Annotated in this window: 13 protein-coding genes and 1 pseudogene; 12 read left to right on the top strand and 2 right to left on the bottom strand. The window is 35.0% G+C overall.

Features of this window, described 5'->3' with window-relative positions; genetic code table 11:
• The first annotated feature begins 129 nt into the window (after window positions 1-129).
• From pstC to uvrA, 9 genes are all read left to right on the top strand, one after another.
• Entirely contained in the window at window positions 130-1,038 is a 909-nt protein-coding gene (gene pstC / locus CWO92_RS03630) for a phosphate ABC transporter permease subunit PstC (protein ID WP_101353108.1), read from the top strand.
• Window positions 1,038-1,922, top strand: coding sequence for a phosphate ABC transporter permease PstA (pstA, locus tag CWO92_RS03625; RefSeq protein ID WP_101352842.1), 885 nt, complete (start codon window positions 1,038-1,040; stop codon window positions 1,920-1,922). Before pstC ends, pstA begins: the two co-directional genes overlap by 1 nt.
• 22 nt (window positions 1,923-1,944) lie before the next feature.
• The gene (pstB, locus tag CWO92_RS03620) at window positions 1,945-2,775 is read left to right on the top strand and encodes a phosphate ABC transporter ATP-binding protein PstB (protein ID WP_101352841.1); all 831 of its coding nucleotides are present in this window, start codon (window positions 1,945-1,947) and stop codon (window positions 2,773-2,775) included.
• A gap of 39 nt (window positions 2,776-2,814) precedes the next feature.
• The gene (gene pstB, locus CWO92_RS03615) at window positions 2,815-3,582 is read left to right on the top strand and encodes a phosphate ABC transporter ATP-binding protein PstB (protein WP_437177507.1); all 768 of its coding nucleotides are present in this window, start codon (window positions 2,815-2,817) and stop codon (window positions 3,580-3,582) included.
• A 211-nt stretch (window positions 3,583-3,793) separates the two neighbouring features.
• On the top strand, window positions 3,794-4,453 hold the full coding sequence (phoU, locus tag CWO92_RS03610; protein WP_101352839.1) for a phosphate signaling complex protein PhoU: 660 nt from the start codon (window positions 3,794-3,796) through the stop codon (window positions 4,451-4,453).
• A 109-nt stretch (window positions 4,454-4,562) separates the two neighbouring features.
• On the top strand, window positions 4,563-5,207 hold the full coding sequence (locus tag CWO92_RS03605) for an HD domain-containing protein (RefSeq protein WP_101352838.1): 645 nt from the start codon (window positions 4,563-4,565) through the stop codon (window positions 5,205-5,207).
• Window positions 5,208-5,265: 58 nt separating this feature from the next.
• Window positions 5,266-5,514: a CsbA family protein gene (locus tag CWO92_RS03600; RefSeq protein WP_101352837.1), complete on the top strand. Its 249-nt coding sequence runs from the start codon at window positions 5,266-5,268 to the stop codon at window positions 5,512-5,514.
• A 257-nt stretch (window positions 5,515-5,771) separates the two neighbouring features.
• A complete protein-coding gene (uvrB, locus tag CWO92_RS03595; protein WP_101352836.1) occupies window positions 5,772-7,751 on the top strand; it encodes an excinuclease ABC subunit UvrB in 1,980 nt (659 codons plus the stop codon).
• Window positions 7,752-7,759: 8 nt separating this feature from the next.
• A complete protein-coding gene (uvrA, locus tag CWO92_RS03590; protein WP_101352835.1) occupies window positions 7,760-10,633 on the top strand; it encodes an excinuclease ABC subunit UvrA in 2,874 nt (957 codons plus the stop codon).
• Window positions 10,634-10,800: 167 nt separating this feature from the next.
• Here the strand turns inward: uvrA and CWO92_RS03585 are convergent, their stop codons facing one another.
• Both CWO92_RS03585 and CWO92_RS03580 read right to left on the bottom strand, forming a co-directional pair.
• Window positions 10,801-14,112: a CDP-glycerol glycerophosphotransferase family protein gene (locus CWO92_RS03585; protein ID WP_101352834.1), complete on the bottom strand. Its 3,312-nt coding sequence runs from the start codon at window positions 14,110-14,112 to the stop codon at window positions 10,801-10,803.
• A 49-nt stretch (window positions 14,113-14,161) separates the two neighbouring features.
• Window positions 14,162-15,352, bottom strand: a pseudogene (locus tag CWO92_RS03580) (CDP-glycerol glycerophosphotransferase family protein); the annotation flags it as partial.
• 218 nt (window positions 15,353-15,570) lie between these two features.
• Here CWO92_RS03580 and CWO92_RS03575 point away from each other — a divergent pair.
• The 3 genes from CWO92_RS03575 to CWO92_RS03565 all read left to right on the top strand — a co-directional run bounded on the left by CWO92_RS03575 (window position 15,571) and on the right by CWO92_RS03565 (window position 18,337).
• Window positions 15,571-16,803, top strand: a complete 1,233-nt coding sequence (locus CWO92_RS03575) for a CDP-glycerol glycerophosphotransferase family protein (protein WP_235851553.1) — start codon at window positions 15,571-15,573, stop codon at window positions 16,801-16,803.
• A 219-nt stretch (window positions 16,804-17,022) separates the two neighbouring features.
• Entirely contained in the window at window positions 17,023-17,427 is a 405-nt protein-coding gene (tagD, locus tag CWO92_RS03570; RefSeq protein ID WP_101352832.1) for a glycerol-3-phosphate cytidylyltransferase, read from the top strand.
• A 100-nt stretch (window positions 17,428-17,527) separates the two neighbouring features.
• A complete protein-coding gene (locus tag CWO92_RS03565; RefSeq protein WP_101352831.1) occupies window positions 17,528-18,337 on the top strand; it encodes an ABC transporter permease in 810 nt (269 codons plus the stop codon).
• Window positions 18,338-18,347: the final 10 nt, after the last annotated feature.

Raw genomic sequence — 18,347 nt, 5'->3', positions numbered from 1 at the left:
TTTCTCGATGATTGGGTCTGATGTTCTTTATATGTTTAGCTATAGCGCCTAATTCAATGTCATGCGCTTTTGCTTTTCTATTAACCTCTGGAGAAAGGGGAAACCATTTTGGAAGTGAAAGAATTAAAAATGACAGATAAAAGCTGGAATACAACAACAAAGATCTGGACAGAACGTCGTGGACGCATCATTACTTTTTCATCTGTCTTTATTATGATACTGGTAGCCATTTCTATTATATCTTTCGTGGCTACAAAGGGTCTTAGCACCTTTTTTGTCAATCATGGCAGCTTTATGGACTTTATCACTGGAAAAGACTGGTCTCCGGGAAAAGTAGATGAACTTGGAAAACCATTAATTGGTGCCCTTCCTTTAATAGTAGGCTCCTTTGCAGTCACCTTTTTTGCAGCAATTATTTGTGCCCCGTTATCAATAGGTGCAGCTGTTTTTATGACAGAGATATCACCGAAATTTGGCAAAAAGGTACTTCAACCAGTAATTGAGCTTTTAGTAGGGATACCATCTGTAGTATACGGCTTTGTTGGTTTATCAATTGTTGTCCCTTTCCTCCGAAATACTTTTACTGGAAGCGGGTTTGGGATATTAGCTGGAACTATTGTTTTGGCAGTTATGATTTTACCAACGATTACAAGTCTTTCTGTTGATGCGATAGAGGGAGTATCTAATTCCTTACGAGAAGCATCCTTATCTCTAGGCGCAACACGCTGGCAAACCATCTTTCGAGTTGTTTTGAAAACAGCACGACCTGGTTTGTTAACTGCCATTGTATTCGGGATGGCAAGAGCTTTTGGGGAAGCATTAGCGGTTCAGATGGTAATCGGAAATGCCTCTGTCCTTCCACATTCTTTAGTAGAACCAGCTTCCACATTAACAAGTATTTTAACAATGGGAATGGGAAATTCCATCATGGGTCAAGTAGAAAATAATGCACTTTGGTCCCTTGCGCTTGTTTTGTTATTCATGTCTTTATTTTTTATCTTATGTGTTCGAATTATCGGAAGAAGGAGGTCCAATTAATGAATGCAAAAATAGCAGATCGTATAGCAACAGCTGTTTTTTATCTAATAGCGGCTTTCATTATCATCCTTCTTGCAGGATTGCTTGGATATATTGTTTTAAGAGGAATTTCTCATATTAATTGGCACTTTATCACTTCTCCGCCGCAGGCAGTGCAGGCTGGGGGCGGTATTGGCCCGCAATTGTTTAATTCCTTTTATCTCTTAATTTTGACAATGGTCATAAGTATCCCACTTTCCTTAGGTGCAGGAATTTATATGGCAGAGTACGCGAAGAAAAATGCATTTACCTCTATATTAAGAACTGCTATTGAGGTTTTGTCATCCTTGCCTTCTATTGTAGTAGGACTGTTCGGATTTTTATTTTTCGTTATTTATATGGGTTGGGGATTTTCCATCCTTTCAGGTGCATTAGCTTTAACCGTGTTTAACCTTCCTTTAATGGTAAGGGTAGTAGAAGATTCAATAAGAGCGATACCTGAGACACAACGAGAAGCCGGATTAGCTTTGGGAGTCTCTCGTTGGGAAACGATTAAACATGTGCTGATTCCAGCAGCTGTTCCGGGGATTGTGACAGGGATTGTTTTAGCATCAGGAAGGGTTTTTGGGGAAGCAGCAGCATTAATATACACGGCAGGAATGAGCTCGCCGATTCTTGATTTTACAAATTGGAATCCATTTAATCCTTCTTCACCACTTAACCCGTTAAGACCAGCTGAAACCCTCGCCGTTCATATTTGGAAAATTAACGGAGAAGGACTTATGCCAGATGTGGCAGCAGTATCAAGCGGTGCCTCAGCACTTCTAGTAATTGTTATCTTAATCTTTAATATAAGTGCCCGCTATATCGGGAAATTATTATATAAACGGATGACCTCATCTTAATGCCGGAAAGGAGAACGAAGATATGGTATCCACTGTATTAAAAAAAGAAAAGAATCCTCCTCTCTATTTGGTAAAAGAAGAACCTAATGAAAAGCCAAAAGAGATAGCAATTGGAACAGAGAATATTAATGTATTTTATGGGAAACATCAAGCAATTCATAATGTATCTCTCCCATTCTATAAAAATCAGGTTACAGCGTTAATTGGTCCCTCTGGATGTGGAAAATCTACTTTTCTGCGCAGTATAAATCGAATGAATGATGAAATCCAGGGCTGTCGTATAGAAGGAAATATTCTATATAACGGAATGAATTTAAATGACCCCAAGGTAAATTTATTTGAAATTCGTAAAAATATTGGGATGGTTTTCCAAAGACCAAATCCGTTTCCGAAATCTATTTTTGATAATGTTGCATTCGGTCCCAAACATCACGGGCAGAAAAATAAAAAAGAACTTCAAGAAATCGTAGAAAGAAGTTTGAAGAAGGCGGCACTTTGGGATGAGGTAAAGGATCGTTTGCATCGCTCTGCTTTAAATCTCTCCGGTGGCCAGCAACAGCGTCTTTGTATCGCTAGAGCAATTGCGATGGAGCCTGAAGTACTACTATTAGATGAACCTGCTTCTGCACTTGATCCTATCTCAACTGGAAAAATAGAAGAACTGATTACCGAGTTGAAAAATGATTATACCGTTGCCATCGTGACGCACAGCATGCATCAAGCAGCAAGGATATCAGATCATACTGCATTTTTCTATATGGGAAAGCTAGTTGAATTTGGTACCACAAAGGATATGTTCACAAATCCAAAGCAAAAACAAACAGAAGATTATATTTCGGGAAATTTTGGATAATCCAGAACAACTTCTTAAAGTAGGTGAAAAAGGATGACAATAACAGCTACTACTGCTTCTATCATTCAAACGGATTCTATAGATGTTTATTACGATGATTTTAAAGCGCTAAAAAACATTCAACTAAATATCAAAGAAAAGTCGGTTACTGCCTTAATTGGACCATCAGGCTGTGGAAAATCGACCTTTCTTCGTACATTAAATCGTATGAACGATTTAATCTCGGGATTTCGGGTGGAAGGAAATATTTTTATTAAAGACCAAAACATTTATGATCCAAAAATGGATGTCGTTGACTTACGAAAACGGGTAGGAATGGTATTTCAGCGTGCTAATCCATTTCCAATGTCCATATACGATAATGTTGCATACGGGCCGCGAATCCATGGCATAAAACATAAACTAACGTTAGATGAAATCGTGGAAAAAAGTTTGAAAGCAGCAGCCCTCTGGGATGAGGTAAAAGATCGCTTAAATACTTCAGCTATGGGACTTTCTGGTGGCCAGCAGCAGCGCCTAGTAATTGCGAGGGTTTTGGCGATTCAGCCTGAAATAATTTTAATGGATGAGCCTGCATCTGCACTTGATCCTATTTCAACATCCAAAATAGAGCAGCTAATTTTAGAATTAAAAGAAAAATATACGATTGTAATTGTGACTCATAGCATGCAGCAGGCTGCTCGGGTTTCAGATGAAACTGCCTTTTTCTTAAATGGTGAAGTCATAGAATTCGATGAAACGAATGTCATTTTTACTAATCCAAAGGAACAACAAACAGAGGATTATATTACCGGCCGTTTCGGATAAGGGGAAGAGCAAATGCGTAAGCACCTTGCACATCGGTGGATGGATGAGGGAAATTCGAAGTTTCATTTTACCTCCGTAGTAATCAAGTGAAATAACGGAAACAAAGCAAGGTACCGATAGGCGCGTGAACAAATCGGGGATAAATTTAGAAAAGCAAACATGGTTAAATTGTTCAACAACGAAAGTAATGCTTAGATGCAAGGGGGAAATGATGGTGGCTAGACGAATTTTTGAGGATGGCTTAACAGAGTTACATGAAAATTTATTAAAGATGGGGCTTTTAGTGGAAGAAGCCATTTATATGGCAATGAAGTCTTTAGTGGAGAAGGATCTTGAACTTGCTTTAGCAGTTGTGGTGGATGATCAAAGTATTAATGAACTGGAAGTACAAGTGGAACAAAAATGTTTTGAATTGATTGCTACCCAACAGCCGGTAGGTACGGATTTAAGACGTATTGCGACAATGCTTAAAGTATCCTCTGACCTCGAAAGAATGGGGGACCATGCTGTAAGCATTGCGAAGGCTACCATTCGTTTGAAGAACGAGACTTATATAAAACCTTTAATAGACATTCCGAAAATGTCTGAATTAATAAAGGAAATGGTTCATGAGGTGTTAGCTGCATACGTAGAATTAGATCGAGACGCCGCCATCGATATTTCGAAAAAGGATGATAACATAGATAAATATTATGCAAAGATATTCTTGGAATTAGTGGATATCATGAAAGAAAACCCTAACTGGATTAATCAAGCATCTCATCTTCTTCTAGTGGCACAGCATTTAGAAAGAATCGGGGATTATGTGACGAATATATGTGAATGGATTGTTTATTTGAAAACGGGATCTCTTATCGACTTAAACAAATAATACTAGAGCCTCATCTTTTGGAATGATGAGGTTTTTTCATTATTTTCTTTGTGAATTCATGATTTCATGATACAATCACAGGAAACATTTACAGATAAGGATGATAGGAATGGGTGTTCATCAATATTTTAAAAGTTTATCGGATTTGGAGAAGCTATACCGATGTCCTGGTAAATTTAAATTTCAAGAGCATTCCGTTGCAAGTCATTCCTTCAAGGTTACGAAAATTGCACAATTTTTTGGAACAGTGGAGGAGCAAGCCGGGAACCAGGTCGATTGGAAATCCTTATATGAAAAGGCCTTAAATCATGATTATAATGAGCTTTTTACAGGTGATATTAAGACACCTGTTAAATATGCCTCTAAAGAGTTGAGGGACTTATTCAGTCAAGTAGAGGAACAAATGTCAAAAAAGTTTGTGACAAAAGAGTTTCCAAAGGAATTTCAATCCATTTATTTAGAACGGTTTAAGGAAGGAAAAGACGATACATTAGAAGGAAAGATTTTGTCTGTTGCAGATAAGGTTGATTTATTGTATGAATCATTTGGCGAAATACAGAAAGGTAATCCCGAAAGCCTTTTCCAAGAAATCTACGAGGAATCTTTAATGACCATTTTAGAATTTAAAGAAATGGAAAGTGTCCAATACTTTTTAAAAGAGATTTTGCCCGACATGCTTAATGAAAAATTTATCGAGCATAGTGAATTAAACAGTATAACGAGGAAAATTATAAATGCAAGTATTTTAGACTAAATTTCACTTTTCCATTTCTGAATTTTTGGTTATGATAGAAAGGTACGGGGGGATGTGTATGATTGGAAAAATAATCGCCGCCATTTTCATACCTGCAATTTTAGTCGTGTTTTTTACAAGGGTTACATACAGTAAAATAATCGGGCTCTTATTAACAGTGGGATTGATTGTTGCATCTGTTTATAAAGGCTATACTCATACAGAGTTATTGTATATTATAGATGCTGCTTCCTTAACTGCCGGCTATTATTTTGCCAATAAGATGAGTCCTAAAAAACATAAAAAACAGCCAAATCACAACGCTTAATGTAAGTAAGTATCTTACAATATTAAGCGTTTTTTTTTGCTTTATTATTAGGTTGAATAAAACCCATTCGCACTGCTGTGAGCGTCTATGTCAAAAAGTTCTGTACAAATAAATACAGCTATGAATAAGTATAAAAAACCGAAAATTTGTTCGCTTTTTAGTGGTTAAACATTTTAGGTTTGTGGTAGAATAAGGATTATGAGGATAAATGGAACAAGATAAAAAGCTATATTTCTAGAAAGATGGGAGGTTAAAGCATGAACGGTCAATTTGAGCTTATTTCCAAGTATCAACCCCAAGGAGATCAGCCGAAAGCAATCCAAAAAATTGTCGAAGGAATTCGTTCTGGCAAAAGGTATCAGACATTACTGGGGGCTACTGGTACTGGAAAAACTTTTACAATTTCCAATGTAATTAAAGAAATTAACCGGCCTACATTAATCATTGCACACAATAAAACCCTTGCCGGTCAATTATATAGTGAGTTTAAAGAATTTTTTCCTAATAATGCCGTTGAATACTTTGTCAGTTACTACGATTATTATCAGCCAGAAGCATATGTGCCGCAAACAGACACATACATCGAAAAAGATTCCAGCGTGAATGATGAAATAGATAAATTGCGGCATTCTGCTACATCTTCTTTATTTGAAAGAAATGATGTTGTCATCATTGCCAGTGTATCTTGTATTTATGGTTTAGGTTCTCCAGAGGAATATCGGGAAATGGTGCTTTCCCTAAGGACCGGAATGGAAATAGAACGGAATCAATTACTCCGAAAGCTTGTTGATATTCAATATGCAAGAAACGATATCGACTTTCAGCGCGGAACCTTCCGAGTCAGGGGAGATGTAGTCGAAATCTTCCCCGCTTCCCGTGACGAACATTGTATGCGTATAGAATTCTTCGGTGATGAAATCGACCGGATCCGTGAAGTGGATGCTTTAACGGGTGAAATTATTGGTGATAGGGATCATGTCGCGATTTTCCCAGCTTCTCACTTCGTTACGCGTGAAGAGAAAATGCGAGTTGCTATTGAAAATATCGAAAAAGAACTGGAAGAGCGCTTAAAGGTATTACGTGAAAACAATAAGCTGTTGGAAGCACAGAGACTTGAACAACGTACCAGATATGATCTTGAAATCATGCGAGAAATGGGATTTTGTTCTGGAATTGAGAACTACTCAAGACATTTAACTCTGCGCCCTCCAGGCTCAACACCATATACTTTATTAGACTATTTTCCAAAAGATATGCTGATTGTAGTAGACGAGTCACATGTGACACTTCCGCAAATACGCGGAATGTACAATGGAGACCAGGCACGGAAGCAAGTCTTGGTAGACCATGGGTTCCGTTTACCTTCAGCATTAGATAACCGACCACTTACGTTTTCTGAATTTGAAGATCATGTCAATCAAATAGTATTCGTTTCCGCAACTCCTGGGCCTTATGAGTTAGAGCATTCACCTGAAATGGTGGAGCAAATTATCAGACCAACAGGCTTGCTTGATCCTACCATCGATGTACGCCCAATTGAAGGACAAATTGATGATCTTTTAGGTGAGATTAATGAACGTGTGAAACAAAATGAACGAGTTCTTGTTACAACGCTAACGAAAAAAATGGCAGAAGACTTAACAGATTATTTGAAAGAAGTGGGCATCAAAGTACAATATCTGCACTCTGAAGTAAAAACATTGGAAAGAATTGAAGTCATCCGCGATCTTCGTCTCGGAAAATACGATGTACTTGTAGGAATTAATCTTCTTCGAGAGGGATTGGATATACCTGAAGTTTCACTAGTAGCCATTCTCGATGCAGATAAAGAAGGATTTTTACGATCTGAGCGCTCTCTTATTCAGACGATTGGCCGTGCCGCTCGAAACGCAAATGGTCAAGTGATTATGTATGCAGATCGAATGACAGATTCTATGCAAAAAGCGATTGAAGAAACAAAACGAAGACGTTTGGTTCAAGAGGAATACAATAAGAAACATGGTATTACACCTAAAACAATTCAAAAGGATATTCATGATGTAATCCGTGCCACCCATGCTGCCGAGGAGCAAGAGGAATATACTCCTAAAGAAAAATCAAGAAAGCTAACAAAACAGGAAAGAGAAGATTTAATAGCAAGTCTCGAAAAAGAAATGAAAGAGGCAGCAAAGGCGCTTGATTTCGAACGGGCAGCCCAACTTCGTGATACACTTTTAGAATTGAAAGCGGAAGGATGATGCCCTTTATGGCAAAAGATAAAATTATTGTACAGGGAGCAAGGGCCCATAATTTAAAAAATATTAATGTGGAGATACCGCGTGACCAACTTGTCGTAGTTACAGGACTTTCTGGATCAGGAAAATCATCTCTTGCTTTCGATACGATTTATGCGGAAGGACAAAGACGTTATGTGGAATCTTTATCTGCCTATGCAAGGCAGTTTTTAGGACAAATGGATAAGCCTGATGTGGATGCAATTGAAGGCTTATCTCCCGCTATCTCTATTGATCAGAAAACAACAAGTCGCAACCCTCGGTCAACAGTTGGAACTGTTACGGAAATATATGATTATTTACGCCTTTTATTTGCTCGCGTCGGAAGGCCGATCTGTCCGAATCATGGGATTGAGATTACCTCGCAAACGGTTGAGCAAATGGTTGATAGAATCATGGAATATCCAGAAAGAACAAAGCTCCAAGTGCTCTCACCTATTGTATCCGGGAGAAAGGGAGCTCATGTAAAGGTATTGGAGGATATCAAAAAGCAAGGCTATGTCAGAGTAAGAGTGGATGGAGATTTACTTGATCTTGGGGAAGATATTATTCTTGAGAAAAATAAAAAGCATTCCATTGAAGTAGTAATTGATCGAATCGTTGTAAAAGAGGGAGTAGAAGCCCGGCTGGCAGATTCCTTGGAAACAGCGTTACGTCTTGCTGATGGAAAAGTCATTATTGATATTATTGGGGAAGAAGAACTGCTCTTTAGCGAACATCTTGCTTGTCCATTTTGTGGTTTTTCGATTGATAAAATGGAGCCGCGCATGTTTTCCTTTAATAGCCCATTTGGAGCTTGTCCTGAATGCGATGGATTAGGAACAAAGCTAGAAGTAGATGTTGAACTTGTCATTCCAAATTGGGAACTTTCTTTAAAGGAGCATGCCATTGCACCATGGGAACCTGTTAGTTCTCAATATTATCCGCAGTTGCTGGAAGCGGTATGCAACCATTTTGGAATTGACATGGATATACCTGTGAAAGACATACCAAAGCATCAAATGGATAAAATCTTATATGGTTCTGGGGATGAATCTATCTATTTCCGGTATGAGAATGATTTCGGTCAAATACGGGAAGGAAACATTCAGTTTGAAGGTGTTATCCCGAATGTTGAACGCCGATATAAAGAAACAAGCTCCGATTATATTCGAGAACAAATGGAAAAATATATGGCCACACAAGCATGTCCAAAATGTAAAGGGTATCGTCTTAAGGAAGAGACACTGGCTGTTAAGATTAATCATAAACATATTGGGGAAGTAACGGAGCTTTCAATCGAAAATGCTGATCATTTTTTTAATACTCTAGAGCTTACAGAAAAAGAAAGGAAAATTGCTAATCTGATACTCCGTGAAATTAAGGAAAGACTAGGATTTCTTGTGAATGTCGGGTTGGAATATTTAACGTTAAGCCGAGCTGCTGGAACTCTTTCTGGAGGGGAAGCCCAAAGAATCCGTCTTGCAACCCAAATCGGTTCCCGATTAACTGGTGTACTTTATATTCTCGATGAACCTTCTATTGGGTTGCATCAACGGGACAATGACCGCCTTATTTCTACCTTGAAAAATATGCGTGATATTGGGAATACGCTCATCGTTGTCGAACATGATGAAGATACAATGCTTGCAGCTGATTACCTTATTGACATTGGTCCCGGTGCTGGAATTCATGGTGGAGAAGTCATATCTGCCGGTTCACCTGAGCATGTAATGAATGATCCAAAGTCACTGACAGGTCAATATTTATCAGGAAAAAAGTTCATTCCACTTCCACATGAAAGAAGAAAACCTGATGGACGCTATATTGAAATTAAGGGTGCAAAAGAAAACAACTTAAAAGGTATAAATGTAAAATTTCCGCTTGGAACTTTTATTGCAGTTACAGGTGTATCTGGATCCGGCAAAAGTACCCTTATAAATGAAATTCTGTATAAGACACTTGCACAAAAGCTTAATCGTGCCAAAAGCAAACCTGGTGAGCATAAAGATATTAAAGGAATTGAGTATTTGGAAAAGGTCATTGACATTGATCAATCACCGATAGGAAGAACACCGCGTTCCAATCCTGCTACCTATACGGGTGTATTTGATGATATACGAGATGTCTTTGCTGCTACTAACGAAGCAAAAATTCGCGGATACAAAAAGGGCCGCTTCAGTTTTAATGTAAAAGGTGGGCGCTGTGAGGCTTGCAGAGGTGACGGGATTATCAAAATTGAAATGCATTTTCTCCCTGATGTTTATGTACCATGCGAGGTTTGCCATGGAAAGAGATATAATCGCGAAACATTAGAGGTAAAATACAAAGGCAAAAGTATTGCGGAAGTATTAGATATGACCGTGGAGGATGCACTTGAATTTTTTGAAAACATCCCGAAAATTAAAAGGAAATTACAAACCATTGCAGATGTTGGATTAGGTTATATTAAACTCGGTCAGCCAGCCACCACTTTATCAGGAGGAGAGGCACAAAGGGTAAAGCTTGCATCTGAGCTGCACCGTCGTTCTACAGGTAAGTCATTTTATATATTGGACGAACCTACAACCGGTCTCCATGTAGATGATATTGCTAGACTGCTCGATGTCTTGCAGCGATTAGTAGAGAATGGTGATACGGTACTTGTTATTGAACATAATTTAGATGTTATCAAAACAGTGGATTATATTGTCGATCTTGGTCCAGAAGGTGGATCGAACGGAGGAACCATTGTTGCAACCGGCACACCGGAAAAAATCGCAGAGGTTCAAGAATCCTACACTGGAAAATATTTAAAACCAATATTGGAACGGGATAAAGATAGAATGAGTAGAAAAATGAAGGAAATAGAAGAATTTGCTCGATAGAGGTAATGTACTTCGCTATCTGGTGATTCGTTATACCTTGTGTATTAGAGTTGTCTAACATACGAATGCGGAAACATTTGAGACTCAATAAAATCGAAAAAAGATGATCTCTGTCAATCAATCCAGAGATCATCTTTTTATTTATTGTGGTAGTTTGTGGAGAAAACCTATCTATTAAAAAAATAGTCAACAATTCTTTTGGAGGAATCAGCATCTCTAAAGCCGCAATATTTATCCCTAAATGCATCATATTTTTCTTTGAATTCCGTCTCAATACCTTCAATTTTTTTCATTGAAGATATTATATCGGACGTTGTTTTTAAAAATGGCCCAGGGGCTTCTGAAACAAAGTCCATATAAAATCCTCTTAAGTTATCTCTATAATCTTCAAGATCGTAAGTATAATAAAGTATTGGTCTTCCTGTATGTGCAAAATCAAACATTACGGAAGAATAGTCTGTTATTAATACATCGGAGATTAAGTATAGTTCTTGAATTTCAGGATAACTTGATACATTGTAAATAAAATCGTTATATTCCTCTGGAATAACTAATTTATTATTAACAACAATATGCATCCTTAAGAGTAAAACATATTCATCTTTTAGATGTTCATGTAATTCGTTTAAATCAAGATTTAAGTCAAAGACAAATTTATTTTTTTCTTTTTGATTATCCCTAAATGTTGGGGCATATAAGATTACCTTTTTATCCTTAGGAATATTTAATCTGTTTTTCACCTTTGTGGTAATATCTTGTACGTCTTTTTTATAAAAAAGATCATTTCTTGGATAGCCCAATTCTAGTATATTGCCTTTATAACGAAACGCACTTTTAAACGCATTTGTTGCATACTCACTAGGGGAAAGTAGATAATCCCATTGTCTTGTTGCGAAAGAAACACGTTTTAAATAGTCTTCGTCTCTTCCATGTATAGTCTCAATATCGTATAACATTTTTTTTAGCGGCGTTCCATGCCAAGTTTGAATATAGGTTGTTTCTTTTCTTTTTGAAATATAGGTAGGGAAATTCTGGTTATTAATCCAATATTTAGCCCTAGCAAGGTAATAGTAATATTCAGGACTTAATCTTGTTATTTTTCGCGTATTGATGTCTGGAAACCGAACATTACTGCGATTGCATACCCAAACAATCCTGTAATTTAAATTTCTTTTTAGAATCTCTTCATAAATATAACGTGGGCTATCCGCGTATTGTTTACCTAAAGAGCTTTCAATTAATATTAGCTTTTTATCAACAGGTAAAATAGTTTTTGAAACTTTATAGAAGGATTTCATGATTGGAAAATAATATCTACTTTTTCTAAACTTCCTGTATAAAGCACTTCCAAGCTCTCCATCAAAAAATTCTTGAATTCGACTATGCTGGCGTTTATATGATGTTATTACATCATAAATTCTTTCGTTAGCATGACAATCTCTATATTTTAAAAACTTATTAGATCGGATTAAATTATCTGATTTCATTTTGAAATCATTTTCGGCATACTGTGTTAATATTTCTAGCAAAGTTTCTTGATTATAAACAATATCACCAGGTAAATCATTATCTAAGTCCAAGTGAGATGGTCTTTTTCCAATAAAACGACTTCTATCAAATTGATAGTATATTATTGGCTTATGAAGAAAACTAAAGTCAAATGCTACACTCGAATAATCGGTAATCATCATTGCACTTTCTTTTAAAAGTGTCTGTACATTCACTTCACCTTGGCTAATAACTCTAACCGGAGCGTCTTTAAAATAGTTGGTATACATTTGCATATTGGGATGTAAACAGAAAATAATTTCAAAGCCGTACCTTTTAGCCAGTGAGTGCAATTCATCACTATGAACGAGATCATGATAGCGTTGGAAGTATTCTGTTTCGGTGAAATCCATATTACTTCCGATCCAATCTCTCCACGTTGGAATAATCAGTAATTGTCTTTTTATTTCAGTATCATTATTTAATAAGGAATCAAATCTCGATAACCCAGTAACAAAAACATCACTTGGATCGTATTCAAAATCATTTACAATCATATCTTTCTCAAAATCAGAACTAACTAAGAATACATCTGTATTAAAACCACGAGATTTTTTTCCGTAATTAGCAATCATATTTTTTGTACCCATTACACCATGTTGCAAGAAAATTTTTGTTGCTTTTACTGCCTTAATAAATCTCGGTGTTCGAGTAGGATATAGATAATCTGCATGATGAGAAGAAACAATTTTTGTAGCCATTAAAGTATTCCAAATATGGTCTTTTGATTTAAAATGCAAAACATTACCTAATGGTTCAACATTACGATATTCAGGAGAGTTCTTGTCAATAACATAATATACATTTTTATCTGGGTGAGACTCTCTCATAAATTTAAAAAAGTGGTAACCTGTATCCTGAGCTTTGTACGATCTTTCACCCACTAGCCAAATATCTTTTTTTCGATTTAATCTTCTAAGTAACCAGGACCATCGTAAGACTTTTGTCATATAGGAATAAGTATCATGATCAAATTCAAAAACTTCTAACGAGAGATTATACTGTTTAAAAGTATAATAAGGGTTAACAATAGTTACTTCACCATTATTAAAAGCGACTGCTTGTTTAGTGAAAAGTTTGGTTTTGAATGTTGGTCTTCCCACACGGACAATTTTTTCTTCGTCACTATTCGAAAATTTTAATACGAGAAATATATCATATATATCTTCTTCCAAAAGTTTTCCATTATTAATATTTTGTAATTGTAGGTCGGATTTATAAGTATATCTGTTAAGACCGTATTTTTGCCTTGTTTCTTCACGGAGGTCGTGAAAGGTAACAGGCGCAAACATTTCCTTTTTAGTGGTTCTTCCTTTAAGCAATAATTTTCCTGACTCTATTTTGAGATGAGAAGAAAAAATTCTTCCTCCTAAATGAATCTCATTTTTCTTTGATTTAACTTTTTCAATTTGTAACCTTGGTTTAACGTTTATTTCTACATTATGCGCTAATGAAATATTGCCTTTTTTTGTTATAAATAAGGTGCTGAAATTTTCAGCATTCTTATACCAGCTTACAGCGCTTAATGTAGTCTCCTTGAAACGTCCAAGCCGTATGAAATATTCAATATCGTTATCTTGTTGGTTTAATTTCTTAAAGCCTTTACGCTTCTCCAGTTTCTCTAATTCATCCGGAGTTAGTAAGTAGCTGTGCGTACTTATTTTTAAGTAAAAATCATAGATCTCTGGTGAAGAGGGTAATATGGAACGCTGAATATCATTAAAATCAACCTTGAAAGAAAATAATTGAGACGGTTTAATATCAGATAGCTGTAATGTATTTGTTCCATCTCTAGATAAAAGCCATAAACCCTCGACGAAATAATTTGGTTTAGAGATTTCACCTTCAATTAGTAGTAAGTTATCAGACTGTTTTATTTTAAGGATATTTTTAAGAACAGTTCCTTTACGTTTTTTAAAAAAAGAGAACATTATTATTGACCGCCTTCCAGTAGTTAAAAAATCGTCTTATTGCTTGATGTTAATTTGTTTTATCATGGAACAAATTTTCAACTACTTTTTTAGAAGAATTTCCATTTTCTAAGTAACAGAATTTATTATAGAAGGATTGAAATAATTCGTTGACCTGGAAGTTACATTGCTCTACATCTTTGATTGCTTGAATTACTTCATCAGTGGTTGTTAAAAGAGGTCCAGGTGCTTCCTTCTCAAAATCAAAGTAAAATCCTCTTAAATTGTCACGGTAATGTTCGATGTCGTATACATAGAACAAAATTGGTCTTTTTAAATTTGCATAATCAAAAAAAACAGATGAATAGTCTGTAATCAGTAAATCTGAAATTAAATATAACTCTCGTATATCTTCATGATTGGATAAATCAAATGCAAAACCCTTAAACGATGACAAATCAAATTGTTCAGCTACCAAGTAATGCATTCTTAAAATAATAACATAATCATTACCAAATTGATCTTTTAATTTATTTAAATCCAAATTTATATCAAATTTATATTTACCTTTACTGTAGTAATTATCATCCCGCCAAGTTGGGGCATAAAGAATAACCTTCTTATCCAAAGGTATATCACATTTCTCTTTAATTTTTTGTATTGTTTCAGAATCACGGTGATTATATAAAAAATCATTTCTAGGATACCCGGATTCGATAACAGTCTTATTAAAATTAAAGGCTCTTTTGAAGATTTCTGTTGAATATCTGTTAGGTGATATAAGGTAATCCCATTTACTTGTGGCTGTTCTAAAATTTTTTTTATACAATTCGGTATTTGTACCAGGTATATATACCTCATCCATATCTTCTGCCAGTTTCTTTAACGGTGTTCCGTGCCAAGTTTGCAAGTAAGTAGTATGGTTAGGTTTTGGTATCCATAAAGGAAGTCTTGCATTATTGACCCAATATTGTGCTCTAGCCATACTCATTAACCATCTAATAGAAAATCTTTTAACATAAGGAATGTTTTCCTTTTTAAAAGTTTCCTCGAAGTTCTTGTCCACGCTCCAAAGCATTTCGTATTGTAAGTGATTTTGCTTCAAATATTCATAAATAGCTCTAGGATTGCAACTATATTGCTTACCAGAGTAACTTTCAAAAACTATCAGATTTTTTTTTACAGGTAAATAGGAGGCAAGCTTAAATGCCCTTTTATAGATTTGAGTAACTATCCTATGCCTCTTTATCTTGGTGAGTAAACTCATAATTTATTCCATTACCTTTCTATTTATAAATTATACAATAACGCCATTAAATCTAGGGATTATTATAAGTGCAAAAATCTATTATTTCAAATATACTTTATGGCAATAAATAAAATAAAAAATTTGAGAAAACATATTGTAACCATAGAGTCACGTTTTGTTAAAAAAATAATGATATAATTATATAAGTGACGAAAAAAAGAAAAAAAGCTATGAATTTGGCTGGTGATATTTTGAAAAGATTGATTAAAGAAGTCGCAATTTGGCTTTATTTAACGACATATAGATATTTGTTTTTAATAATGAGCATTTTTCCTCTGAAAAACAAAATCACTTTTATTGTTTCTTTTGGTGACAATTCACTTTTTCTCTACGAAGAAATGAAACGTCAGCAAATACAATGCGATACTGTTTTTTTATATTCAAGATCATGCAAATACAATCTAAAGTTTAAAGATGCTGTGTCCATTAAATTTGAAACGTTAAATTTAATTAACATAATCTTATCGATTTATCATATAGCAACGTCCCGTACGGTGATAATCGACAATTATTACGCATTTTTATCTGTTGTAAACTTTAAAAAGAATGTAAAATGTATTCAAGTTTGGCATGCAGCTGGTGCATTTAAAAAGTTTGGATTAAAAGATCATTCCATAAAAGACCGAAATAGAAAAGATATTAAACGTTTTAAAAATGTTTATAAGAGATTTTCTGAAGTAATAGTTGGTTCAGATATAATGGGGCAGATCTTCCAGGAAGCATTTGATTTATCGGCAAGTCAAATTTTACGAGTTGGTATTCCCAGAACCGATATATTTTTTAATGAGCAAAATAAACAGTTGATTGTTACAAACATATTAAATAAATTTCCTTATTTAAAAAATAAAAAAAGAATATTGTACGCTCCAACTTTCAGAGATGAGAGTTTGGATTCTTTCGAATTAAGGTTAGATTTAGATTTAATGAAAGAAAAATTGGGTAAGGACTATGTAATCTTACTACGATTGCACCCAGCAATCAGAAATGAATTGGACATCAGAGACATAAATCAAGACTTTGTTTTTGACTTTTCCGATTATGTTGATGTGAATGAAATATTAATGATCACTGATATACTAATTACCGATTATTCATCTATTCCGTTTGAATATTCTTTATTAAAAAGACCCATGATTTTTTTTGCATATGATTTGGAAGAATACATTCATGAAAGAGGGGTGTGGTTTGATTATAAAGAGATGATTCCTGGGCCATTAGCTTTGACGACAACAGAAATAATAGATCAAATAAGGAATAATTCCTTTAATCTAGAGGAAATTGAAGCTTTTTCTGATATGTGGAATAAATACTCAACTGGGCAGTCAAGTCAGCAATTAATCCATTATTTGTCACCATTTATTCAAAAAAAGGAACAAAGGGAAAAAATGCAATATCCCGGCTAGTTTATTATTATCCTTGCACTGTATAAACCCCTTCTACTTAATGAAAGATAAGAATAACCAAGGGGAGTGTGGGTCCAGTTTTAAGAAAGTAACATTTATTGTATTTGAAAGTAGTGTGTTTTCGATTATAATATTGGATGTGTTTATTTTGTGTAAAGACCATTGTTATCTTGCTCGAATCATCCACTTAAAATACCTGCAATAAGGGAGAGGTTTAGAATGAAAAAAGTTATAACATACGGAACCTTTGATTTACTTCATTGGGGACATATAAATTTACTAAAACGAGCAAAGGAACTTGGAGATTATTTAATTGTTGCTTTATCCACTGACGAGTTCAATAAAATAAAAAATAAAGAAGCTTATCATAGTTACGAAAATCGTAAATTTATTCTGGAATCCATTCGGTACGTGGATGAGGTCATTCCGGAAAATAATTGGGATCAAAAAATATCCGATGTCGTTAACCATAATGTGGACATTTTTGTTATGGGGGATGATTGGAAAGGAAAGTTTGACTTTCTAAAGGACTATTGTGAAGTTGTATATTTACCGAGAACGGTAGGAATATCGACTACAAAAATCAAGAAGGATTTATTTACTGTAAATAATGGGTATAAATAATTTAAAAAGCCTCCAATTTTTTTTATAAATATATGTACAAATAGGGAAGAATATTAACTTTATTATAAGTTTCTTTTGGTTTCTAAGAAAGGACTATTACATGAAATCTGTTTTTACTGTAATTAAGGAGCAATTTAAAAGCATCTACCTTATAAGCAGACTCTCAGCTTATGAAGTGAAAAGTGCTAATAAAAATAATTATTTAGGGATTTTGTGGGAAGTAATCAATCCGATGATCCAAATTGGTGTATATTGGATTGTGTTTGGTGTTGGTATTACTGGTAGAAAAGGTGAGGGGGACATTGCCTATTTTCCTTGGATGATAGCGGGAATTGTTGCTTGGTTTTTCATTAATCCGGCTATTACACAAGGTACTAAAGCGATTTATTCACGAATTAAAATGGTTGCCAAAATGAGCTTTCCATTGAGTGTGATACCATCTTATGTAATAATCGCGAAGTTTTACCAGCATTTAATGTTATTAGTTGTGATTATGGTAATATTACATTTTTATGGATTTACAATCTCCATTCATTATATAGAATTACCATATTATATGTTTGCCGCAATAGTTCTTACTTTCTCGATTTCACTCATAACGTCTACACTGGCTACGATAGTTAGGGATGTAAATATGATTGTTACAGCGATTATGAGAATGATGATCTACTTAGCACCGATATTGTGGGCTCCAACAACAGGAATATTAGCAAAATATCAAGGTATATTAAAATTAAATCCTATCTATTACATCATCGAAGGGTATAGAAACTCGTTACTTAGCCAAAAATGGTATTTAGTAAGTCATTGGCATTACACTCTTTATTTTTGGGCTGTTATTCTGGTCCTTCTATTTATCGGTTCAGTATTACATGTGAAATTCAGAAATCGATTTGTTGACTTTTTATAATACGGATGTG

This window comes from Heyndrickxia camelliae, assembly GCF_002844575.1.
GTDB lineage: Bacteria > Bacillota > Bacilli > Bacillales > Bacillaceae_C > Margalitia > Margalitia camelliae.
Note: the sequence above shows the minus strand (reverse complement) of the source record. Positions and strands in the feature narration are given on the sequence as shown.